The sequence below is a fragment of the Wenzhouxiangella sp. AB-CW3 genome, assembly GCF_014725735.1.
Lineage (GTDB): Bacteria > Pseudomonadota > Gammaproteobacteria > Xanthomonadales > Wenzhouxiangellaceae > Wenzhouxiangella.
Genome location: NZ_CP061368.1, coordinates 3,525,739 through 3,548,110 on the forward strand (window position 1 = coordinate 3,525,739; position 22,372 = coordinate 3,548,110).

17 protein-coding genes and 1 tRNA gene are annotated in these 22,372 nt (G+C 61.6%); 7 read left to right on the forward strand and 11 right to left on the reverse strand.

Going from position 1 to position 22,372, the window contains the following annotated elements; genetic code table 11:
* Positions 1 to 11: 11 nt before the first annotated feature.
* Positions 12 to 845 carry a thymidylate synthase gene (locus IC757_RS15240; RefSeq protein WP_190975135.1) on the reverse strand — a complete coding sequence of 278 codons (834 nt, stop codon included), beginning with the start codon at positions 843 to 845 and terminating at the stop codon, positions 12 to 14.
* The gene (lgt, locus tag IC757_RS15245; protein ID WP_190975136.1) at positions 842 to 1,696 is read right to left on the reverse strand and encodes a prolipoprotein diacylglyceryl transferase; all 855 of its coding nucleotides are present in this window, start codon (positions 1,694 to 1,696) and stop codon (positions 842 to 844) included. The genes IC757_RS15240 and lgt overlap by 4 nt, the downstream gene beginning before the upstream one ends.
* 193 nt (positions 1,697 to 1,889) lie before the next feature.
* Between lgt and IC757_RS15250 the strand changes: the two genes are divergently transcribed.
* Genes IC757_RS15250 through IC757_RS15260 form a run of 3 tightly spaced genes read left to right on the forward strand, consistent with a single transcriptional unit; the run spans position 1,890 to position 6,671 of the window.
* Entirely contained in the window at positions 1,890 to 3,953 is a 2,064-nt protein-coding gene (locus IC757_RS15250) for a thioredoxin domain-containing protein (RefSeq protein WP_190975137.1), read from the forward strand.
* 47 nt (positions 3,954 to 4,000) lie between these two features.
* Entirely contained in the window at positions 4,001 to 5,830 is a 1,830-nt protein-coding gene (locus IC757_RS15255) for an SLC13 family permease (protein WP_190975138.1), read from the forward strand.
* Entirely contained in the window at positions 5,814 to 6,671 is an 858-nt protein-coding gene (locus IC757_RS15260; RefSeq protein ID WP_190975139.1) for a helical backbone metal receptor, read from the forward strand. Before IC757_RS15255 ends, IC757_RS15260 begins: the two co-directional genes overlap by 17 nt.
* A gap of 182 nt (positions 6,672 to 6,853) precedes the next feature.
* Here the strand turns inward: IC757_RS15260 and IC757_RS15265 are convergent, their stop codons facing one another.
* Positions 6,854 to 8,650: an SLC13 family permease gene (locus IC757_RS15265; protein ID WP_190975140.1), complete on the reverse strand. Its 1,797-nt coding sequence runs from the start codon at positions 8,648 to 8,650 to the stop codon at positions 6,854 to 6,856.
* 172 nt (positions 8,651 to 8,822) lie between these two features.
* Here IC757_RS15265 and IC757_RS15270 point away from each other — a divergent pair, with 172 nt between their 5' ends.
* Both IC757_RS15270 and IC757_RS15275 read left to right on the forward strand, forming a co-directional pair.
* On the forward strand, positions 8,823 to 9,200 hold the full coding sequence (locus IC757_RS15270) for a hypothetical protein (RefSeq protein ID WP_190975141.1): 378 nt from the start codon (positions 8,823 to 8,825) through the stop codon (positions 9,198 to 9,200).
* A 22-nt stretch (positions 9,201 to 9,222) separates the two neighbouring features.
* Positions 9,223 to 9,711 (forward strand): DUF6644 family protein, encoded by a 489-nt coding sequence (locus IC757_RS15275; protein WP_190975142.1) that lies wholly within the window; start codon positions 9,223 to 9,225, stop codon positions 9,709 to 9,711.
* A gap of 9 nt (positions 9,712 to 9,720) precedes the next feature.
* Here IC757_RS15275 and IC757_RS15280 read toward each other — a convergent pair whose 3' ends face one another.
* On the reverse strand, positions 9,721 to 10,188 hold the full coding sequence (locus tag IC757_RS15280; RefSeq protein WP_190975143.1) for a DUF1566 domain-containing protein: 468 nt from the start codon (positions 10,186 to 10,188) through the stop codon (positions 9,721 to 9,723).
* Positions 10,189 to 10,326: 138 nt separating this feature from the next.
* Positions 10,327 to 11,034, reverse strand: coding sequence for an adenine nucleotide alpha hydrolase (locus tag IC757_RS15285; RefSeq protein ID WP_190975144.1), 708 nt, complete (start codon positions 11,032 to 11,034; stop codon positions 10,327 to 10,329).
* 35 nt (positions 11,035 to 11,069) lie between these two features.
* Here IC757_RS15285 and IC757_RS15290 point away from each other — a divergent pair, with 35 nt between their 5' ends.
* On the forward strand, positions 11,070 to 11,486 hold the full coding sequence (locus IC757_RS15290) for a PH domain-containing protein (protein ID WP_190975145.1): 417 nt from the start codon (positions 11,070 to 11,072) through the stop codon (positions 11,484 to 11,486).
* A gap of 46 nt (positions 11,487 to 11,532) precedes the next feature.
* Here the strand turns inward: IC757_RS15290 and IC757_RS15295 are convergent, their stop codons facing one another.
* The 6 genes from IC757_RS15295 to IC757_RS15320 all read right to left on the reverse strand — a co-directional run bounded on the left by IC757_RS15295 (position 11,533) and on the right by IC757_RS15320 (position 20,949).
* Complete coding sequence (locus IC757_RS15295; protein ID WP_190975146.1) at positions 11,533 to 14,007, reverse strand: efflux RND transporter permease subunit; 2,475 nt, start codon at positions 14,005 to 14,007, stop codon at positions 11,533 to 11,535.
* Positions 14,000 to 15,127, reverse strand: coding sequence for a WD40/YVTN/BNR-like repeat-containing protein (locus IC757_RS15300; RefSeq protein ID WP_190975147.1), 1,128 nt, complete (start codon positions 15,125 to 15,127; stop codon positions 14,000 to 14,002). The genes IC757_RS15295 and IC757_RS15300 overlap by 8 nt, the downstream gene beginning before the upstream one ends.
* A gap of 90 nt (positions 15,128 to 15,217) precedes the next feature.
* Positions 15,218 to 16,660 carry a DUF1329 domain-containing protein gene (locus IC757_RS15305; protein WP_223846158.1) on the reverse strand — a complete coding sequence of 481 codons (1,443 nt, stop codon included), beginning with the start codon at positions 16,658 to 16,660 and terminating at the stop codon, positions 15,218 to 15,220.
* 13 nt (positions 16,661 to 16,673) lie between these two features.
* On the reverse strand, positions 16,674 to 18,563 hold the full coding sequence (locus tag IC757_RS15310) for a DUF1302 domain-containing protein (protein WP_190975148.1): 1,890 nt from the start codon (positions 18,561 to 18,563) through the stop codon (positions 16,674 to 16,676).
* A gap of 15 nt (positions 18,564 to 18,578) precedes the next feature.
* Complete coding sequence (locus tag IC757_RS15315) at positions 18,579 to 20,729, reverse strand: lipase (RefSeq protein ID WP_190975149.1); 2,151 nt, start codon at positions 20,727 to 20,729, stop codon at positions 18,579 to 18,581.
* A gap of 143 nt (positions 20,730 to 20,872) precedes the next feature.
* Positions 20,873 to 20,949, reverse strand: a tRNA-Arg gene (locus tag IC757_RS15320).
* 121 nt (positions 20,950 to 21,070) lie between these two features.
* Between IC757_RS15320 and IC757_RS15325 the strand changes: the two genes are divergently transcribed.
* Positions 21,071 to 22,345, forward strand: coding sequence for an NRAMP family divalent metal transporter (locus IC757_RS15325; RefSeq protein ID WP_411913480.1), 1,275 nt, complete (start codon positions 21,071 to 21,073; stop codon positions 22,343 to 22,345).
* Positions 22,346 to 22,372: the final 27 nt, after the last annotated feature.

Genomic DNA, 22,372 nt, shown 5'->3' on the forward strand with positions numbered 1-22,372 from the left:
CAGCTATAAGGTCAGACGGCAATCGGCGCCTTGATCGGCGGATGGGACTGGTAACCGACCAGCTCGAAGTCCTCGTAGACAAAATCTTCGAGTCGACGGCGCTCGGAATTCAGGCGCATCGTCGGCGGCGGCAGGGGATCGCGGGAGAGTTGCTCGTCGACCTGATCGAGATGATTGAGATAGAGGTGGGCGTCGCCGAAGGTGTGGATGAATTCGCCGGGTTTCAGATCGGTGATCTGGGCGACCATCAAGGTCAGCAAGGCATAGGATGCCATGTTGAATGGCACACCGAGGAAACAGTCGGCCGAGCGCTGATAGAGCTGGCAACTCAGGCGCCCGTCGGCGACGTGGAACTGGAACAGGCAGTGGCACGGCGCCAGCGCCATGCGCCCGGCACGGGCATTGTCCTGCGGAGACATGGATTCATCCGGCAGGTCGGCCGGGTTCCAGGCGGATACCACGTGACGGCGTGAGTCGGAGCGTGAGCGGATCTGCTCGACGACCTGGGTGAGCTGGTCGATCGAGCGCCCCTCCGGTGTCGGCCAGGAGCGCCACTGCGCGCCGTAGATCGGACCCAGGCTGCCATTTTCGTCGGCCCACTCGTCCCAGATGGTCACGCCATTGCGCTTGAGGTACTCGATGGTGGCGTCGCCGCGAATGAACCACAGCAGTTCGTGGATGATGGATTTCAGATGGACTTTCTTGGTCGTCACCAGCGGGAAGGACTCGGACAGGTCGAAGCGCATCTGGTAGCCGAACACGCTCAACGTCCCGGTGCCGGTGCGATCGGACTTGCGGGTGCCGTTTTCGCGAATATGCCGAAGCAGGTCGAGGTAGGTTTTCATGTCTTGTTCCGGTAAGCGAAGATCATCAGCGCCACGCCAATGATAAACATGGGCACCGAAAGCAGCTGTCCCATGGTCATCCAGTCCAGCGCAATGAAGCCGAGATGGGCGTCGGGCTCGCGGAAGAATTCGGCGAGAAAACGGAAGAAACCGTAACCGGCCAGGAACAGGCCACCAACGGCGCCGACCGGGCGCGGCCGGGCCGAGTACAGCCACAGCACGACAAACAGCGCCAGCCCCTCGCCCAGCGCCTGGTAGAGCTGCGAGGGATGCCGGGCGAACTCGTCGAGGTTGCCGGCCAGGTACTGCTGATAGAGCGTCTCGGAGAACCGCCCGCCGGACTGCACTGATTCGGGAAAGATCACTGCCCAGGGCACATCGGTCTGACGCCCCCACAACTCCCCGCCGATGAAGTTACCCAGCCTTCCGGCCGCCAGCCCGATCGGCACCAGCGGCGCGGTGAAATCGGCCAGACGCAGAAAGCCGCAGCCCAGGTGACGGCCATAGCCCCAGATGGCGACAAGCACGCCGACCAGACCGCCATGGAAGCTCATGCCGCCGTCGCGGATATGGAACAGCATGAGCGGATTGCCAAGAAACGAATCGAAGGCATAGAACAGCACATAGCCCAGCCGCCCGCCAACAATCACCCCGATCACCCCCCAGAACAGGAAATCACCCACCTGCTCCGGATTGAGCGGCGCATCGTCACGCCGTGCCCGCACCCGCCCAAGCAGCCAGAATGCACCGAACGCGACCAGGTACATCAGGCTGTACCAGTAAATCCCAAAGCCGCCAACCTGCACGGCCACCGGATCGAGCTGGTGGTAGAAGAAGTCGGACTGGTTCATGGGTGGGGATTATCGCAGATCGACCGCCGGGGGTCTTTACGTCTGTGCGTCTGTGCGTCTGTGCGTCTGTGCGTCTGCGCGTCTGTGCGTCTGTACGTCTGTACGTCGGTCGGTGCGTCCGCAGGTCGGTGAGCGGCGCTGACGCACCGACGCACCGACGCACCGCCGACCCGGAAACCCTTAACATGGCCCCATGAAGGAACAGAAACCGCAAAACCGCCTCGGCGACGCGCTCAGTCCCTATTTGCTGCAGCATGCCGACAACCCGGTGCACTGGCAGCCCTGGGATCGTGAGGCGCTGGCCATGGCGCGGACGCTCGACAAGCCCATCCTGCTGTCGATCGGCTACAGCGCCTGTCACTGGTGCCATGTCATGGCTCACGAGTGCTTCGAAAATGACGACATCGCCGCATTGATGAACGCGCATTTCGTCAACATCAAGGTCGACCGCGAGGAGCGTCCCGATCTCGATCGCATCTACCAGATGGCCCACCAGTTACTGACCGGGCGTGGCGGTGGCTGGCCGCTGACGGTGTTCCTTGACCCGGACAGCCAGGCGCCGTTTTTCGCCGGCACCTATTTCCCCCCCGAACCGCGCCACGGCATGATGGGCTTCGACCAGTTGCTGCAACGCATCCACCAGGTCTGGGCCACGCGTCGCGCTGAGTTGCGCGCCCAGCACCTGCAGGTCCAGGAAGCGCTTCAGGCGATATCGAGGCCGCAAGGCGGTGACCAGACCGGTGACCAGGAGGAGCTGCCCGACCCGGACACCCTGATCGCCGAGCTGTCGGCCCGCTTCGACGCAGACCACGGCGGATTCGGCACCTCACCGAAGTTCCCGCAGGCACCGCAACTATCGGCGCTGGCCACATTTGCCGAAGACGACCAGGCCGCCCAGATGCTGGCCGACACGCTCACCACCATGGCCCGGCACGGCCTCAACGATCAACTCGCCGGCGGCTTTTTCCGCTACTGCGTCGACCAGGCCTGGGAGATCCCGCACTTCGAGAAAATGCTGTCGGACAATGCCCAGTTGCTGGGTCTCTACGCCGATGCGGCGGTACGCTGGAAGCGCAAAGACTTCGAGCGGGTGTGCGAGCGCACAGCGTCCTGGCTGGACAGCGAAATGGGGCTGGAAGGCGGCGGATTTGCCGCCAGCCTGGATGCCGACACACCCGACGGAGAGGGTGCCTTCTACCTGTGGCGGCCCGACGAGGTCGATACGGTACTTCACGGTCAGGAACGCGAGTTGTGGTTCGAGCGTTACGGCCTGGACGGCCCGCCAAACTTCGACGGCAAACTCTGGCACCTGGTCATCGCCCGTTCGATCGGCGAGATGGTGCGCCCCGGTCTCGACGAATCCGATATCCGTGCGTCACTGGATCAGGCAAGGGGCAAGCTCCTGGCCACTCGCAACGAGCGCACCCGCCCCGGGCGCGACGACAAACTGATCGCCGGCTGGAACGGCCTGGCGATCGAGAACCTGGCCCGATCCGGACGGCTGCTGGGGCGGTCCGATTGGTGTGAACGGGCGGCCGAATCACTCGATTCGGTGGCCGTGAAGCTGTTCGGCCAGGACCCGCCGCGCGCAATCTGGCGCGGCGGACGCAGTGCGCACCCGGCCACCCTGGAAGACCACGCCAACGTCCTGCTGGCCTGCCTGGAACTGCTCGCCTGGCGTTTCGAACCGCGCTGGTTCAACCTCGCCCGGCGCATTGCCCGACGCATCGTGGACCAGTTCGTCGACGATGATTCGAGCGCCATGTACCTGACCCCGCTCGAACACGAAGCCCTGCTCACGCGTCCGCTCGCGCATGCCGACGATGCCACGCCGGCCGGCGCCGGGCAGGCCGTGCTCGGCTTGCTCCGGCTTGGCGCGCTCACCGGTGATATCGCACTTTTGCGCGTTGCCGAAACCACCCTGGCCGCGGCCAGTGCGCAGATGCGACAGCAGCCCCTGGCCCATGCCACGCTGTTTCGCAGTGCCGGGGAACTGGCATCCCCGACAGCACAAGTGCTGATTGGTGGCGCCGGCAAGACAGCCGACGGCTGGCACCGAAAGCTGGCCGGTCACGCCGGACTGCACTGTTACCGCCTGCCTCCGGATCTGTCCGTCGAGGACCTGCCCGCACAGCTCGAACCAATGGTGCATGCGGAGCAGGCCACTGCCCGAATCTGCCTGGGAAGGCAATGCCTGGCGCCGATCGACGACTTCGACCTGCTTCAGGCCCGGCTGGCCGATGATCGCAGACAATAATCAGGGATAATCACCGCACACACGTTTGTGCGTAAAATCACACCGTCATGACCTATGCCCTGCCCAACTACCACGCGCTGGTCGTCCTGCTACTGATCGTGGCGACCCTGTTCGCCTTTTCACGTGGTCGGCTTCCGCGAGAAACGGTTTCACTGTTCGTGCTGGTGCTGCTCGCGGTCGCTTTCGAGCTGTTTCCCTTTCAACAAGCCGACGGCGAGGCAATACGAGCCACCAACTTCTTTCTGGGATTCGGCCACGAGGCCCTGATTGCAGTCTGCGCTTTGATCATTCTCGGTCAGGGGCTGGTGCGCACCGGCGCACTGGAGCCGGTCGGACGCCTGATCGGCAGCATCTGGCGACAAGCCCCAACCTTCGCCATGCTGCCCACGCTGCTGATCTGCGCGGCCATCAGCGCCTTCGTCAACAACATCACCATCGTGATGATCTTGCTGCCAATCCTGTTGAGCCTGGCAATGCGCTCCAACCTCCCGTCGTCGCGTATCCTGCTGCCCGTGGGCATGATCACCATTGTCGGCGGCATGAGCACCACGATCGGCACCGCCACCAACCTGCTGGTGGTCGGTGTAGCGGCCGATATCGGTGTGGCACCGTTTGGCATGTTGGATTTCTTCCTGCCGGTGGCCATTGCAGGCAGCATTGCCATTCTCTATCTCTGGTTGATCGCCCCACGACTCCTGCCGGAACGCCAGGCGCCATTGCAATCGGGAGTCAAGCGCCTCTACACCGCCCAGATCCGCCTGGGCAAGTCCAGCGACGTGATCGGTCAGACCCTATCCTCTGCCATCGAGCGCTGCGACGGAAATCTCAAGGTCGAGAAGATCCAGCGGGGTCCAGGGGTCTTCATCACTCCTCTGCCCGATGTCTCACTAAAGGCCGGCGACCGGCTGACCACGACCAACACCCAGGACAACCTGCGGGAGTTTGCACACGTTCTGGGCGGACGCCTGTATTCGGGAGATGTCGAGATCGATGATCAGCATCCACTCGGAGCCGATGACCAGAAAATCGCGGAAGTAGCCGTAACCCCCTCTTCGAAACTGGTCGGCCTGCGTATCGGTCAAGCCAAGCTGCTTTCCCGTTACGGCTTGCGACTTCTGGCCCTGCACCGCTTCAATCGCGAAGACCAGACACGCACCACCGCACTGGACAACATCGTAATGCGTTCAGGTGATGTTCTGCTCGTCCAGTCCTCAGCCCGGCAACTGGAAGCAGCCAAGGACGGTCCCGACCTGTTGGTGCTAGACGGCAGCATCAAACTGCCCAAGACCACCAAGGCGCCAACCGCATTGGTCATCATGATTGCCGTGATCGTGATTGCGGCACTCGGAATCCTCCCCATTGCGCTGAGTGCATTGTTCGGCGTCATCGCCTTGCTGGTGACGCGCTGCCTGACCTGGCACGAAGGCATGGGTGCAATTTCTCTTCAGCTCGTGCTGGTCGTGGTCGCCAGCCTTGGCCTGAGTTCGGCCTTGATGCTGACTGGCGGCTCGGACTGGATCGCGCAACTCGTTCACGCATTCAGTGCCGGAATATCGCCCTTCCTTCTAGTCGGCGGGCTGATGCTGTTCATGGCCCTGATGGCCAACCTGGTCGCCAACTACGCAGCCGCCATCATCATTACACCGATCGCAGCAAGCCTGGCCCAGCAGTTCATGCTGCCGGCCGAGCCGCTGATTCTGGCTGTCCTTTTCGGTGCCAATCTGAGTTTCGCCAAGCCCACGGTCTACAAGACCAACCTGCTGGTGATGAATGCTGGTGGGTACAAGTACAAGGACTTCGTGCGCGTCGGCCTGCCTCTGATGCTGTTGCTGTGGGTGGTTCTGACCGCGACCCTGGCTTATGCGTACCAGATCTAGGGTTCAGGGTTCAGGGTTCAGGGTTCAGGTCGGCTTCGGGTGGCTGGTAGCCGTGTTGCTGGTTCTGGGCTTCGCCGAAGGTGTGGCGCAGGACAAGCCGCGGGTGATTTCGCTGGCGCCGCATCTGACCGAACTGGCGTATGCCGCCGGTGTCGGTGACACCCTGGTGGGTACGGTCGACTGGAGTGACTATCCTTCGGAAGCAGCCGAGCTGGCGCTGGTCGGGGATGCATTCCGCTACGACCTGGAGACGATTCTCGGGCTGGATCCGGACTACGCGCTGGCTTGGCGGGGGGGCTCTCCGGCGGCCGCGGTGGGGCGGATCGAATCACTGGGCATCGACATCATCTGGATCGAGATCCGTTCGCTCGATGACATCGCAACGGCCCTGGAAACGCTGGGTGAGAGGCTGGGGTCTGCCGAGGCCGGAGCGGCAGCCGCACAGGCATTCCGTTCCGAGCTGGAGAACATCAGCTCGCGCCAGGCAGATTCCGGCGACCGTAGAACCGTGTTTTACCAGGTCTCGGCCCGCCCGCTTTACACGCTGGGCCAGCGACATGTCATCAACGAAGTCTTCGAGCTCTGCGGGCTGGAGAATGTTTTCTCCGATCTCGATACGGAAGCGGCCGTGATCGATATCGAGGCCGTGCTGGCCGCCGAACCCGATTTCATCATCGCAGGTCATGAGAACGACGACAGCGACCCCCTGGCGCGCTGGCGCAACACGCGACTGGTCGATGAAGGGCTGACCGAATTGCATCGGGTCGAACCCAGCCTGCTGGTACGCCCGACACCGCGAATCATTCAGGGGGTTGAGCATGTTTGCTCGTTAGCCCGTTAGCCCGTTAGCCCGTTAGCTCGTTAGCTCGTTAGCTCGTTGGCTCGTTGGCTCGTTGGTTCGTTGGTTCGTTGGCTGGTTGCTCGAAGTCGCAGTGCTGACAAGCAAGGGCGGGAGGCTACGTAGCCCTTCCTGAACCCTGCTCCCCGGTCTTCTCCATCTCTCACCTTTTCCCCTTTCCCGCCTCAAGGCTGCAGGGGCCAGAAAATCGGGATGACGATGGTTGCAGTTGCCCACATGAGAACGTTCATGGGTAGTCCGATCCTGACGAAATCCATGAAACGATAGCCACCGGCCTGGTAGACCAGGGTGTTGGTCTGGTACCCGATCGGGGTAGCGAAACTGGCGCTGCCGGCAAACATGACGGCGACAACGAACGGGCGCGGATCGTAGCCGAGCGTGATGGCCAGGCCGGCCGCGATGGGAGTGAGCAGAATGACCGAGGCATTGTTGCTCATCGTCTCGGTCATGACGGAGGTCATCAGGTAGATCAGCGACAGCATGGCGAAGGGCCCGAATGGCGCGACGTAATAGGCCAGCTGCTCGGCCAGCAGTTGTGCCGTGCCCGAGGTCTGCATGGCCGAACCGATGGCCAGCATGGCAAAAATCAGGATCAACAGCGACCACTGTACCGACTGGTAGGCCTCGTCGGAGGTCACACAGCCCGCCGCCACCACGACCACGGCCGCAATGATGGCCAGCACCACGATGGGCATCACCTCGATGCCAGCCAGCACCATCACCAACCCCATGGCGGCAATGGCAATCCAGGCCTTGTCCCTTCGATAGGGGCGCGCCTCAGGCAGGGAGAGATTGGTGAACTCTTTCGTATGGTAGGCCTGCTGAAGTCCCCGGGCCGGCCCTGCCAGCAGCAGGGTATCGCCGTTCTGAACCCTCAGCTTGTCGAAATCACGGGACTTGTTGCCCCTGGGGCGATGGATACCGACAATCTCGATACCATGCCGATGGCGCAGTTCCAGGTCACCAATCAGTTGGTTGACCAGCGGCGAATCCGGGCTGATCACGACTTCTGCCACTTCCCGGGCTTCATCCGAAGCCGCCGGCAACACAAGATCGTCATTATCGATTTGGTCGCGCAGCATCAAATCCGTATTGTTCGTCATCGACAACATTTCGGTCAGCGTGGTTTCGATCAAGATGCGGTCGCCCGGCCGGAGCACCAGTTCATCGGGCTCATCGCGCAGGGTATATCCCTGACGAATTACGCTGATGGCCCGGTTCATGCGATCCTTGACCATGCGCGTCTCGCCAAGACGCCGACCGTCGTAGTCGGAATCGGGGGAAACGATCAGTTCGGTGATAAAGCGCTTGTCGCGTATGGTCTGCTTGAGCTCGCCGGCCTCGTCACTCAAAGTCGGCAGGAGCCAGCGCCCAACGGTGAGGAGGAACAGCATACCCACACCGGCCATGATCAATCCGGCGGCCGTAATCTCGAACATGGTGAAAGCTTCCATGCCCATGTCCTGGGCCACCCCGTCAACCAGCAGGTTGGTCGAAGTGCCGATCAGGGTACAGGTGCCACCGAATATGGAAGCGTAGGAGAGAGGAATCAGCAGCTTGGAGCTCGGAATTCTGCTTTGTCGCGCCACGGCCAGCAGGATGGGGATCATGATCACCACCACCGGCGTGTTGTTCATGAATGCGCTCATGGCCATGACGCTGACCATGGTGATCAGCATGGTGCGTAGCCAACTCGTGCCACTCAGGCGTGCGACCACCCGGCCCATGGAATCGATCACGCCGGTCTTTTCCAGTGCCGCGGAAATGATGAACATTGCACCGACGGTAATCGGTGCATGATTGCTGAACGAGCCGAGCAACTGCTGCGGGGTGAGTACCCCGGCGATCAACAGGGCGACGACACCGATCATGGCAGTCACATCGGGTGGAAAGCGCTCGCGAATGAAGCTCACGAAAACGATCCCGATGACGATCAGTACGATGGCGATTTCCAGCGTCACTCGTATCCACTCAGACCTGGCGAATGGCCAAGGATAACTGATCTGGTTGCAAATCTCGCATCACTCTTCGTGGAACTGAGCGACCCGAATCCGGCTATCGCCGGTGCAAACGCTCTTCGTGGCTCCGATGGTATGCTTTGACAATCCCCCCTTCATGCATGGAGCACCCAGGATGAGAATCAGACAGACGTTAAAGGCACTTCTGACCTTGATGGCATTGTGCGCCTCATTCGTGGCACTGGCCCACCACGGCTGGTCGGGCAATACCGCTGGCGAGGTCGAGATCACCGGCGAGCTGGTCTCCGGCGTCAGTCTTTCCGGACCGCACGGCACCCTGCAGATTCGCGATGCCGACGGCCAGGTATGGAACATTACCCTGGCACCTGGTCCGCGCACCCATCGCGCCGGCTTGCGCGAAGACACCATTCCGGAAGGCGCCGAGGTGACCGTACACGGCGAGCGCCATGAAGACCCCGAAGTGTTCGAAGCCAAGGTGCGCCGGGTGATCTGGGAAGACCAGGTCTTCGACGTCTACCCGCCCAGCGACTGACTTTTCGGGAGAGGCAAACGGAATGTACGAGTGGATGGCCTGGCTGGAAGCCTCGGCGCTGGCCGACTTGCTGCGCGGGCTGGGGATCTGGACCTACGGCATCGTCAACCTGGCCCACATTCTGGGCATCGGCCTGCTGTTTGGCGCCGTGGCACTGCTGGACCTGAGACTGCTGGGCCTGTGGCGTTCGATCCCGGTGGCGACCATCGCCCGCCCCACGGTACCGCTGGCGGCGACCGGCTTCGTGCTGGCCATAATCAGCGGCATCATGATGCTGAGCTTCAACACCACCGAGTACCACGGCAATCCGTTTCTCTACATCAAGCTGCCGATGGTGGTGGTCGGGCTGATCAACGTGGCTGTCATCACGCGATTGCCGGCCTGGAAACGGGCCACGGCAGGCGCTGTGGAAGCACCCGCCGATCGCACGATCCTGGCCCTCGCCGGAGGCATCTCGCTGCTGATCTGGCTGACGGTCATCACCTGCGGGCGGATGATCGGGTACTGGTAGATAGTGTGATCAATCCGGGTCGCGCACACACAGCGCCTGGCCGTCGTCGAAGATGTGAACTGCGTAGTACTCCAGCCCACCGTCGAACATGAACCCCCAGTGATATCGGTCGGGCGGACCGGCGGTTTCATCACCGTCCTCAGCCGGCCGGTCTTCGAGTGATTCGTTACTCCACAGGCAACAGGTATCGATATGAATCGGGTCGCGAATGCCGCGGCCGTCTGCCGCATCCGGATCATGCAATGACTGTAGTTCCTCCATGCTCGGCAATCGCCAGTCGCCATGACCGGCGAGATCAAGTTGCTCGCAGTAGTCGATCGCATCGGGCCAGGTGATGTCATTACCATTGGTTTGCAGAGCCCACTTCAGCCCGTTGAAGGTGACAGTCTCATCTGGGTCCGACGCCGCCAGAAGGGCGCTCATCGGAAGAGTGAAAAGCGCGGCCACAACAAGGTTCCTGGGAATCGAAAAGGTCATGTTCAGCTCCAGTATTTTTGTCCCAAGGCCACAGTATAAGGATTGCAAGTCAATTGCATCCGGCACCGCCGAGACCAGGGAGGCTCTGTGTCTCTGTGATGCATTCTGAAATAAAAGAGCCGTCATGTCCGTGCAGCACTATTGATCGACCGGCAACAACTCCAGCATGGCGAAGCGGTTGTGCGTCACGACGACACGCCCGGTACTGAAATGCAGCGAATGCCGGAAAGGCGGCCCGCCATGCACGAAGGTATGGAACTCGCCGTTCTCGCCGCAGGGATCAATGCCGGGAGGGAGCGCGTCGAGAAAGGACTGATCGAAGCGACAGCCCAGGAAGTGATCAGGTAAGTGGTGGGTGTCGATACAACTGATGGTCAGTTGCCATCCATCCTCGACCAACTTCCGAGCCAGCCGGTCGGTCGGTTCCTGCCAAATGGGAAACAGCGGTGTCCAGCCCAACCGTTCGAACAACGCCTCACGCCACTGGCGTATGTCGGCCAGGAAGAGATCGCCGCAGGCAACATGGGCGATGCCACGCTCACGAAACGGGGCCAGACCGCGAGAAAGCCGTCGCTCGTACTCGGCATTGTTGCAGTCCTCGGGCAAACCCACCGTGACCAGGGGGATGCCCAGCGCATCGGCCTGGGCACGAAGCAGTGATCCTGGCGTGCCATGCATGGCCACGCGCCCGTTGCGCTCGTTGACGGTAGTTAGCATCGCTTCGATCCGCCAACGGGGGTCGGAATTCAGCCGATGAAACATGAACAGACTGTCTTTGCCGCCGGAAGACAGCACCACAACCGAATGCGGCGAGTCTGCTTCGGGATTGTCGGTCGGTATACTCATAATTTTTCACTTCAGTTCATTAGGGATAGCAGACCATGCTGATCAAGTCTCGAATCGACACCTGGGTCGCGATCGTCCTGATCGCTTCTGCCTTTGCTTGCCTGGGCGCAGGCTTTATGATCATGGCCGGGGGATCCGTCACGAATTTTCTGATCGGACTGGCTGTGCTGACCGGTGGCGTCATGCTGCCGGGCTGGATCCTTTTGCAAACCACCTACCTGCTGGGCCCCGAAAAACTGACGATTCGAAGCGGTCCCTTTCGGTGGCATGTGGCTTATAACGACATCGACCAGGCCGTCAGGAAGCGATGCCTGATGTCCGGCCCGGCATTATCAATGGATCGGATTGTCCTGCACTACGGGAAGTCACGGCAGCTCGTAATTTCGCCTGAAGATCCCGAGCGCTTTCTTGCTGAGTTGAAGCGACTGAGGCAAGCGACCAGAACCGCGTGAATGCCGGGCGGGCACAGCAATGCCCGCCCGGCAGGTTTCGTTGAGGTTATCGAACCTTGACCGGCTCCTTCCAGGCCAGCAGCACGCGGGACAGGGCCGGCAGCAGCAGCATGGCACCGATCATGTTGAAGATGAACATGAAGGCCAGCAGAACTCCCATGTCGGCCTGGAACTGCAGGTCGGAGAACAGCCAGGTACCCACGCCCACAGCCAGCGTCATGGCGGTAAAGAACACAGCCTTGCCGGTCAGCCGGAGCGTGCGCATGTAGGCCTCGTCCAGCGTCAGCCCTTCGCGCAGGAAACTTCGCATTCGACTGAATATGTAAATGCCGTAGTCAACACCAATGCCTACACCCAGGGCGACTACCGGCAGCGTATTGACCTTCAATCCGATCCCCATGAAAGCCATCAGCGAGTAGGCCAGGTAACTGACCAGCACCAGCGGCAGCACGATGCACAAGGTGCCCATCACCGAGCGGAAAGTCAGCAGACAGAGAATGATGATGGCCGAATAGACGTAGAGCAGCATCGGCGTCTGGGCGTTCTCCACTACTTCGTTGGTAGCCGCCATGACCCCGACATTGCCGGTGGCAAGACGGAACTTCAGACACTCCTCGCAGGGTTCGTCATCCTGTTCGAGCAGGCCTTCGACCACATCGCCGGGGCCGGTGAAGTCCAGCAGATCCTCGACATAGATCTCCTCGCGCAGCTCACGTACCCGATTGACCACGCGGATGATGGTTTCCGCGCGGTGGTCGGAGGTGTACATCATGATCGGGATGGCGCTGCAATCGCGATTGAGCAGACCGGAGTCGGTATCGATGTCCTGCAGGTTCTGGCGCATGATGAAGTTGTTGCGCGGCAGCACTTTCCAACGCAAATTACCTTCGTTCCAGCCAGCGTTGACCACCTTGGCCACCATGGGCAGGGAAATGACCTGCTGAACCCCTTCGACGTTGTACATCTGCCATGAGAAGCGGTCGATCGCCTCCATGACGGCATAGGACTCGGTGCAGGCTTCCGGCACGGTCTCGGCAATCACCGAAATCAGGTCGGTGCCCAGCGAGAACTTGTCGGCGATCAGGCGCGCATCCTGGTTGTAGCGCGCGTCTTCACGCAGTTCCGGCACGCCGGGCTGGGAATCACCGATCTGCATGTCCTGGGATTTGATCCAGCCAAAGGAGAACAGACCGACACCGGCAATGATGGCCACCAATGCCACCCGCGGACGGGTAAACGAGGCAATGGTGTTCCATATGATGCTGGGCTTCTGCGCGGCCTCGTATTCATTGCGGCGGCGACGATCTTCCCTGCGCAGCCGCACGTAGGACAGCAGGATGGGCAACAGCAGAAGATTGGTGAAGATGATGATCGCCACCCCGATACTGGCGGTAATGGCCAGCTCCTGGATGATGCGGATATTGATCAGCAAAATGGTCAGGAAGCCGATGGTGTCACTGATCAGGGCGATCGAGCCGGGGGCCAGCAGGCGGGCAAACGTGGCCTTGGATGCCTCGAGGCTGGATGCCGGACGAACATCGTCGAGTGGAATACCGGATTGCACCAGTCCCGCGGCCGAATGCCCGCCGAACATCTTTTCGGCGCTCCAGCCACTGATCATCTGCACCCCGTGACTGACCCCGATGGCAAACACCAGGAATGGTGTGAGGATGTTCATCGGGTCGATGCCAAAGCCCAGCAGGCTGAGCGCACCAAGCTGCCAGATCACGGCCACCGTGGAACAGGCCAGCGGCAGCACGGTCAGCCAGATCGAACCGGAGTACCAGTACAGCAGCAAGGCGGTGATCAGGAAGGCCACGCCGAAGTAAGCCACGACACCGCGCGCGCCATCGGCGATGTCTCCGACGATTTTTGCAAAGCCGATGATGTGGACGCTGTGATCCTCGTTCTCGAACTCCGCCCGGATGGCTTCCAGGCGACTGGCGACATCCTGGTAGTCCAGCGTTTCACCCGTCGAAGGGTCCCGCTCGAGCAGGTTGGCCCACACCATGGCGCCGGAGAAGTCCTCGGACACCAGCCTCCCGACTTCGCCGGAGCTGACGATATTGGAGCGTACGCGCTCGAACATTTCCGGCGACGGCGAAAAATCGGCGGGGATGACGTTGCCCCCGGCGAATCCGTCCTCGACGATCTCGACGAAACGCACGTTGGGGGTGAATATCGAACGTACGCTGGCCCGGTCGACACCGGGAACGAAGAACACTCGATTGGTGACTTCTTCGAAATCTTCGAAGAATTCCGGCGTGAACATCTCGCCGTCGCGCGCCATCACCGCCACCATGATGCGATTGGCGCCGCCAAACTCCCGCTCGTAATCGAGGAAAGTCTGCATGAAGTCGTGCTCGAGCGGCAACTGCTTCATGAACCCGGCATCCACACGCAGTTGGGTGGCGTAGAAGGCCATGGCCACCGTGCCCAGCAGGAAGACCAGCAGAACCAGCGGGCGAACCCGGAAAACAGCGTCTGCGACGCGACGTGTCAGGCTGTTGGCTTCACTCATGACTCAGTCCATCCTCTCCGGCCAGTACCCGGGTTCCTTCCGTGGTGTAGAGCACCGCGGCATAGTCACTGCCCAGGCGATCCTCCCTGACGCGGAAGGTTTCATCCTGCGGGTTAAAGGTCAATACCGCGGCACCGCCCCCCACCATGACCGGACGGCCCTCGGGATCGATAGTCGCACCCATGAGACTCGACGACACACCGGTGTCGAGGATCTCCCAGCTGTCACCAAAATTGTCGCTGAACTGCACGTTGCCACGCAGCCCAAACGCCAGCACGCCGCCATTGGCAGGGATCAACCCGAACATTGAACCCGGATACGGAAAACGGAAGCTCTCCCAGCTCTCGCCCCCGTCGGTGCTGCGAAACCCGTAGCCTCGCTCGGCCACCATCATCATCTGCCCATCGCCAAGATCGAGCACGGCGTTGAGATGGCATTCCATGAACTCATAGCAGCCACGATCGAAGTCCTGTTCGGGATCATAGAACTCATCGTCCCAGTCATCATCTCCATGACCCCAGTCATCATCTCCATGACCCCAGTCATCCTCGTCAGGACCGATTTCATCGGCAAACTCATCTTCAGACTCGGCAGCTTCCCGCCAATCAATGGCTTCCGAAGTCACCAGGTCCATCATTTCATGCACGTCCCAGTGACGACCGGCATCATCAGTGCGCATGAAAAGGCCGTAGGCTCCGATTGCAATGCCTTCGTTGGCGTTGAAGAAATGGACATCGAGCAGGGGTTGCTCCCATTCAGGCTCAAAGGACTGCAGGCTCCAGGTATCGCCCCGGTCCCGGCTGTGAATGATGGTGGAGTCATGACCGACCGCCCAGAGTCGGCCATCAGTGTAGGTGACCCGGACCAGGGTGGCGGAAACCGGCACAAAGCGCGCCTGGGTCCATTCCCGGCCATCGTCGGAGTACAGCACGTGGCCGCGTTCGCCCACGGCCACGTAGCGCTCACCGGCCTGGACTATGTCGAGCATCAGCGACTTGTGCGCCAGAGGCGCCGGGTCGGCAGGTCGTGGTTCGATTTCAAGATCGGCCGGCTGGGCCGAGACCAGCGAAACAGCCGGCAGTAGAAGGGAAATCAGCAGGAAATGCTTGAGAGGACCCATGGCTTGCACCCCGGAAAGTTCTTCGTTCTGATGCGCTCAGACACCGGGGCCGGCATTGAAGCCGGCCCCGGCAGTATTGAGGGAATCGGACTAGCGACGCCCTCTCGTCCGCAGGGCCTGCGGCGTGTAATTGCTGGGTCTCAGCTCGACGTTGAACGTATTGACCGGGTCCTGGTTGTCCAGCCCCGTGGCCAGGAAACGACCGGACTGCAGATCCATGTGGGTTTCAATGGTCGACCAGTAGGTCGGGACTTCGTAGTAATTGATCGTGTGGGCTTCAGAGGCTCGCCACAGATTGCCGCGCTGATCGTAGTGGTCGGTCAGCACGATCTGGTAGGAGTCATCGTCGAAGTAGAAAGTCCGGCGCGGATTGATATGCCGGGTGCCATCACGCAGGGTGGCTTCTACAACCCAGACCCGATGCAGCTCGTAGCGCATGTACTCCGGATTCAGGTGGCCGGGACGAACCAGGTCGTCGGCAGTGATGTCGCCGCTGTGCGCATCGTAGGAGTTGTAGGGGATGTACATTTCACGCTTGTCGACGATTTCCCACTCGTAGCGGTCCATGGCACCGTTGAACATGTCGGTCATGTCATTGGTGCGCAGGCCGTCGGAGGCCGTACCCGGGTTGTCGTAGGCCACGTTGGGGGCACGACGCACTCGGCGCTGACCGGGGTTGTAGATCCAGGCCTGGCGCGGCGTTTCGATCTGGTTGAGCGTTTCATGGACCAGCAGGATATTGCCGGCCAGACGCGCCGGGGATTCAACTTCCTGGAAGAAGTACAGCAGGATGTTGTTGGTATCCTCGATGGTCATGCCTTCGCGGTAGTACATGCCGAGCAGTTCTTCACGCAGGCGAATAAGCTGGAAGCTGCCGCGGGCGGTTGGCACCACCTGGTTGTTGTAGCGTGTGCCGCCAATGCCCTTGTACTTGAGCTTGTGGTTCCACATCAGCTCGTAGGCATTCTGAGGGAGCGGGAAGGGGAAACCTTCGGCCACATCGGCCACACCCTCGCCCTCGGCCACCAGGCGACCGGTTTCGGCGTTTTGCATGGTCATCTCGTAGGTGCGCTCGGGGAAAGAGGCCGTCCGGCGCGTGGGATAGACCTTCATGTAGTAGGTGTCGGGGTATCGCTCGAAGGTGGCGATCTGACCGGCCGAGAGTTTGTCGGCATACTCCTGGTAGTTTTCGCCATCGATAACGAACAGTGGCTCGTCATCGGGGAAGGGGTTGGGATGCCGGTCGCCGGGCTCAAAGCCATCAGGCCAGTCCTCTTCGCCCAGGCCGCCTTCCCAGGCCGGGATGGTGCCATCTTCGTTACCGGCCCGGATCGAACCCATGGGCGTGAGATCTTCACCAAGACGCGCGATGTTCTCAGGTGTGCGTTCAATGATGAAGTCTTCGTTCTGTGGCGGCACACCTTCATCGGCTTCACCGGCCAACGCCAGGGTGACGGCCATGCTGCCCAGGGCGATACCCAGCGTTGTCCTCGCCAGTGTTCGCGAGCCTGTATGAATGAATGTCTTGAGCATGAAAACCTCCGCGTCAGAATGAGTAGCTCAGTGAGGCCGAGACAAAGTCGCGGTCTCTGAGCAGATTGTTGATGCCGCCACCGAAAAATGACGTGTAGGCAATATCGGCCCGCCAGGTTGCCTGGAAATCAAAGCCGAGTCCGGCCGTGATCTGCTTGCGCCCTTCGACGAAGTTGCCGCCCGGCCCGGGAGACGTGCCGCCGACATCGTGGTTGAATGCCAGCCTCGGCGACATGTTCCACGGTGTGCCGAACACGTTGTTGTAGGTCGGCGAAATCAACAGGCGATAACCCCAGCTGGTATCGGTCACGAATCCGTCGGTCGTGGTTACCGGATTGCGGAGATTGCCACCTGTCACTATAGACGGTCCTCCCCCGGTATCAGTTCCCGGGCCTTCGAAACGAAGCACGTCCTCATCCGGCAGATTCCAGACATGGGTCACACCGACCTCACCCACGAAGGTAATCTGGTCGGCCCGCAGCGGGTTGCCGGGACCGAACAGCCGGGTGAAGGTGGCCTGGGCCTGGGATACACGACGCTGCTCGTAACCCTGGATAAACTCACCCGGAGCATACTCGCCGAGCTGACTGCGAAAATGCAGCGCCTCTTCGGGCAGAAGGCTGTTGAGCGGTGACAGACCGGCAAACAGCAACTCCACATCGTCGATCTGGATCGGCTGATTGTCGCGATAACTGATCTCGGCTCCGACCGACCAGAGGCCGAGATTGGTGTTCATGCTCGCACCCAGGAGATTGATATCCTCCGGATACTCGACGATCACGCGCCCGGAACTGGGTTCGGTCGTGGTCACTGCCTGCCCGGAAAGCACCGGCAGCCGGCTGTGGTAGCGAAGGTAGTAGAAACCAAGCTCGCTATCGAAGAACCAGGGAGCGAAATAGCGTGCCGCCAGGCCCCACTGGCCACTGTCGCTCGGGCGCATGTCGTCACCGCGCGGGAAGGCCGCCGAACACCCAGCCCCCACCAGTTCCGGGGGCAACGGTTTATCGGTCGCGCCGAAATTACCGCCGTTGCAGACCGGGTCGTACAGGTCGGGGTTCATGACCGGCTGGGGCACCAAGCCAAAGTTGAGCATGGCGTAGCGCCCACCGGCCGTGGCAAAGTCGTTGGTGGCGAAATAAGTGCCTACCGGTTCGGCCTCGACGCGGCCCCATTCGAACATGGCCACCCCTTCGAGCGAGAGGTTGGGTGTCAGATCAAAACTGCCCCAGAGCATGTTCAGCGGCAGGAAGGCATCACGCAACTCGGCACCGGCGGTGCGCAGGGCGGTCACATCGACCGGGTTGATCGTGTTGATACCCCCGGCAATAAAAGTACTCTCGCCCCAGCTCACAACCTGTCGACCGGCCCGGAGAGACAGCACACGATCGCCCACATCGAAGTCGCCGAAGACGTAAGCATCGAGAACACGACCGCGTTCGCCAACACGATCCTTCGCGCCTTCTGACAACTCGTCCATGCTGTTGAGCGTGAAATCGTAGAAGTAGTTGCCGCGCACGAAAGCACCAACGTTGCGGTAGCTGATATCGAGCTCCGATGTGATGCGGGCAGCATTGAAGATCGGGTCCCACTGGTCGAAGTTCAGGTTGCCATCGTCGCTGTTGGCCGAAAACCGGCCTGGCGCGGCGATCTGGTCCTGTATGGACGCCTGGGAAATGGCCGGATTGAAGTGCGACTTGGCGACCAGGTCTTCGTCACGGTCCTGTACGCGGAAGCCGACGCCGTAGCTGACTGTGTTGTCCAGGGTGACGCGGACATCGCCGAAACTCAGATCCAGGGCGGAAGCCTGCTGGGCCGACAGTGCCAGGCCCACGGCGCAGGCCAGAAGGGCCGGGCGCAGCTTCTTCAGACCGTGCCGACGTGATTTGAGTGCATTGTTTTTCATGGTCTCGATCTCCTGTCAGTCGGTCTGGATGATGGTCGGGTTGCCGATGACGACCTGGGCGCCACCGGAGGCTGCCATGCTGGCGGCCTGGCCCTGCAGTTCCGCCGTGGCCGCCGGCGAGGCGCCCGGGTCGAGCAGCGAGCCATGCCCGCCTTCAAGCATTCTTACCGCACCGCGGATACCCATCGGGTCGGTGGTGGTCTCGACGATCGGGTCGAGACCCATGACCGCGATCAAAGGCTCGGTACCGGAAAGCGGTGCACCGGAAACGGCATTCGGAACCACCGCGTCACCGGCAATCTGCTGAATCAGCACGCTGTTGGTGAGCACGGCCTGAGCGCCCCAGTTGATCGGGTCGGCCGCATCGATGACGGTCTGGGCGGCCAGCAGGAACTGGTAGTAGTCCGGGGAGAAGGGCTCAACGCCAGCCTGCTCAAGCCCGGCGCGAATGACCGGTCCGAAAGTATCGGACCCGGCCAGCAGGTTGGCGATGCCGCCGCCCGAAGCCGACAGCACGCCATTGTTGACGGTGTCCTCCACGGCCAGGAACGGTGTACCGACCATGCCGCCCAGCGACAGGCCGACAAACTGGATGCTGGATCCATCCAGATCGCTCACCCCGTCGCCGGTCAAGTCCATTTGGGGAATATTGAGCGCCAGTGTCGACAGGTCGACCTGGGCCTGACGCAGGTTGTCGCGCGAGACCAGCAGGTTCTGCAGGTTGATGAACCATTCACCGGAGTCGTCGATGGTCTGGCCATCGCCCAGCCTGAGGTCGAAAGTACGCTCGGTGGCGATCTCGCCGAATGGAGTGTTGCCGACGTAAAGTGCGCCCAGCGGCTCGCTCGGATCGGTTTCCGTGATGCCGTGCAGGGGCATGTCGATGGCCACAACGGCAAAACCGATGGTCGCCATGGCGTCGGCCAGCGCCAGCATCTGTGAACGATCACCCGTGATGCCGTGCTGGAAGATCACGACCGGCCAGCCGGCTGTCGGACGATCAAACCCGGACTGTTCGTTGGGCACGCTCATCAGTACCGGTGCAATCTGGCGACCGGTTTCCACCGGCATGGGGTTGGCAACGGTCAGGCTGGTGGAGTTCGGGTCCAGATCGGCATCGTCGAACGGCGGGACGTAGGCACCGGGCTCGGCCTGCCAGAACTGGCTCAGGGGCGTGGGATCGGTGGGCCCTTCCGGAATGCCCAGGTAGTAAGGCAGTTCGACCACGCCGATGTAGAGATCGGCAATGCCCGGCGATGCGCCCGGCGGCAGCACGTCGGCCGTGGTCAGGCAGGTGTCCGGAGCTACGCAGGCGCGGGCAATCTGGCTCGAGGTCGGCCTGGCCGCGGAGCGGACCCGTTCAAGCACCGGGGTAATCGACTGGGTGGTCGCCGTGAAAGAAAGCACCACGCTGTCGGGATCAACCCCCTGGCTGCCGGCTGCGGCCAGGTGCGTATTGGTCAGCTGACGCAGGCCCTCCAGCGCACCGGCGGTTTCGTTGTCGAGCAGGGGATCGGTGCTTTGGCCCTGCTCATCGACCAGCGGGTCGGGGCGCTTGGACAGGTGGTAGGGCTGGGCCGCCGTGGCCGGGTTGCCGCGTTCATCGCGGATGCCGTCGGTGACCACGGCCATGTAGCCGGTCATTTCCTGCAATGGACGCAGCGGCACGATAGCGACCGTGCGGCCGGTGGGATCGGAAGGGGCGATGGTGGCCACGTAATCCTGGCCCGGCACGAGTTCGCGGTTGACACCCGTGACCGCCGCGGTTCCCTGCGCGAAGCTCACTTCGTAGAAACGCACACTGCTGCCCGGCACGATGGAGTCGGGATCCGGCGCGGTGGAGAAGCTGAAAGTCCAGGGAGCGACGGTACTGAAGCCGTCAAGCTTGCTCAATGCGACCTGCGGATTGCTGAAGTCGGTGGGATCGTCGACCGGCAGATTCAGGGTCAGGTCGGCCGTCCCCTGTAGCAGCAGGCTGTTGGGAAACGGGATATCCCCTTCGCCCGGATCAAAGCGGGCGGTGATGACACCGTCGACAGGGCGTCCCTCGGGATTGGTGACAGGTGGCGCGGGTGTGGCCCGTTCGACGTCCGAACTCCCGCCGCAACCGACCAGGAAGAGCAGGGGCACGAGCGCAAGCGCCATGTAACGGCATGACTTCATCATTTTGACTCCCCAAAGCAGAGGTGGGTGGTTCTACGATACTGTGGAGTATGGTGCAGCTCCTAATAGTCCACGCTTGTATGATATGAACAGAATCTTAATTTTTGCAAGCACCCGGCATGATTGCAGCACTGCAGGGTCAATGGTGGCACGCCCGGAGGGACTCGAACCCCCAACCGCCAGGTTCGAAGCCTGGTGCTCTATCCAGTTGAGCTACGGGCGCATCCATCACCATGCTACCTGATTGCCGGCTTTCCTCGCGACCTTGGCGGCCACTGGCGCTGCCTGGTTCGGCCTAATCGGGTATGGTTTGCGCTTCGAACTCACCGCAAGCGACGGGCAAGATCATGAAAGGGAGAACTTCGGGACTGCTGGCAGCGCTGGGGCCGGGACTGCTGATGGCCGGGGCCGCGGTTGGCGTGTCACACCTGGTGCAATCAACCCGGGCCGGTGCCGAGTACGGACTGGCATTGCTGGGCGTGGTGCTGGTCGCGTGCATACTCAAATACCCCTTTCTCGAGTTCGGTCCCCGCTATGCCGCGGCGACCGGGCAGAGCCTGATCAGCGGTTATCGCCGGCTGGGCGACTGGGCCCTGGGGCTGTTCACCCTCATTACGCTCGGTACGATGTTCATCATCCAGGCCAGCGTGACGCTGGTGACCGCCGGCCTGGCCGGCATGGTGTTCGGACTGGACTGGAATCTCACGCAGCTGTCTTTCGCCGTCCTGGTCGGCTGTATCGTGATCCTGACGATCGGCCGTTACCAGGGGCTGGACCTGATCATGAAAGTCATCATGGCGGCACTGGCCGTCTCCACTCTGGCGGCGGTTGTCTTCGCCTTCGGCGGTGAACCGAACTGGGATGCACTGCACCCGACATTCGGGTGGGAGGCGGTCTGGACGGCAGCCGGTTTTGCCTTCGTGCTCGCCCTGCTTGGATGGATGCCGATTCCACTTGACGTGGCTGCCTGGCATTCGCTGTGGTCCCTGGAACGGGCCGAGCAGACCGGGCACCGCCCCAGTGTCGAGCACGCCATTACCGACTTTCGCATCGGCTATTTCGGCGCGACCGTGCTGGCGGTCCTGTTCCTGCTGCTCGGAGCACTGGTCATGCATGGCAGCGGCAACGCACTGCCCGAATCAGCGGTTGCCTTCTCCGCCTCGCTGGTCGACTTGTACGCTGTCAGCCTGGGCGAGTGGGCGCGCCCGATCATCGCCGTTGCCGCGCTGACCACCATGTTCTCGACCACGCTGGCCGTGACCGATGCCTATCCGCGGGTGGTCCGTGCGCTGATCGAGATCAGCGGCGCGGCCGACGACAAGGACGAGGCGCCCAACATGCACCGCGGACGCTACATCACGGTGCTGTTGCTGGTGACCATTGGCGCCATGATCATCATTCACTACTTCGGCGATCACTTCACCCGCCTGATCGATTTCGCCACCACGGTGTCGTTTCTGGCCGCCCCCTTGCTGGCGTGGCTTAACATTCGAGTCGTGACCAGCGAGCACATGCCCGTCGAGCACCGCCCGGGGCCGCGCCTGATGTTGCTGGCCTGGAGCGGCTTCGCGTTTCTGGTGATCTTCTGCCTGATCTGGGCCGGCTGGAGAATTTTCTAGGGAGCCTTGGCCCGGTCCCCGAGACTC

Excerpts from the sequence above, each read along its gene's own strand:
- IC757_RS15240 (WP_190975135.1), bottom strand. The coding sequence starts at position 845 with ATGAAAACCTACCTCGACCTGCTTCGGCATATTCGCGAAAACGGCACC.
- lgt (WP_190975136.1), bottom strand. The coding sequence starts at position 1,696 with ATGAACCAGTCCGACTTCTTCTACCACCAGCTCGATCCGGTGGCCGTG.
- IC757_RS15250 (WP_190975137.1), top strand. The coding sequence starts at position 1,890 with ATGAAGGAACAGAAACCGCAAAACCGCCTCGGCGACGCGCTCAGTCCC.
- IC757_RS15255 (WP_190975138.1), top strand. The coding sequence starts at position 4,001 with ATGACCTATGCCCTGCCCAACTACCACGCGCTGGTCGTCCTGCTACTG.
- IC757_RS15260 (WP_190975139.1), top strand. The coding sequence starts at position 5,814 with ATGCGTACCAGATCTAGGGTTCAGGGTTCAGGGTTCAGGGTTCAGGTC.
- IC757_RS15270 (WP_190975141.1), top strand. The coding sequence starts at position 8,823 with ATGAGAATCAGACAGACGTTAAAGGCACTTCTGACCTTGATGGCATTG.
- IC757_RS15275 (WP_190975142.1), top strand. The coding sequence starts at position 9,223 with ATGTACGAGTGGATGGCCTGGCTGGAAGCCTCGGCGCTGGCCGACTTG.
- IC757_RS15280 (WP_190975143.1), bottom strand. The coding sequence starts at position 10,188 with ATGACCTTTTCGATTCCCAGGAACCTTGTTGTGGCCGCGCTTTTCACT.
- IC757_RS15285 (WP_190975144.1), bottom strand. The coding sequence starts at position 11,034 with ATGAGTATACCGACCGACAATCCCGAAGCAGACTCGCCGCATTCGGTT.
- IC757_RS15290 (WP_190975145.1), top strand. The coding sequence starts at position 11,070 with ATGCTGATCAAGTCTCGAATCGACACCTGGGTCGCGATCGTCCTGATC.
- IC757_RS15295 (WP_190975146.1), bottom strand. The coding sequence starts at position 14,007 with ATGAGTGAAGCCAACAGCCTGACACGTCGCGTCGCAGACGCTGTTTTC.
- IC757_RS15300 (WP_190975147.1), bottom strand. The coding sequence starts at position 15,127 with ATGGGTCCTCTCAAGCATTTCCTGCTGATTTCCCTTCTACTGCCGGCT.
- IC757_RS15305 (WP_223846158.1), bottom strand. The coding sequence starts at position 16,660 with ATGCTCAAGACATTCATTCATACAGGCTCGCGAACACTGGCGAGGACA.
- IC757_RS15310 (WP_190975148.1), bottom strand. The coding sequence starts at position 18,563 with ATGAAAAACAATGCACTCAAATCACGTCGGCACGGTCTGAAGAAGCTG.
- IC757_RS15315 (WP_190975149.1), bottom strand. The coding sequence starts at position 20,729 with ATGATGAAGTCATGCCGTTACATGGCGCTTGCGCTCGTGCCCCTGCTC.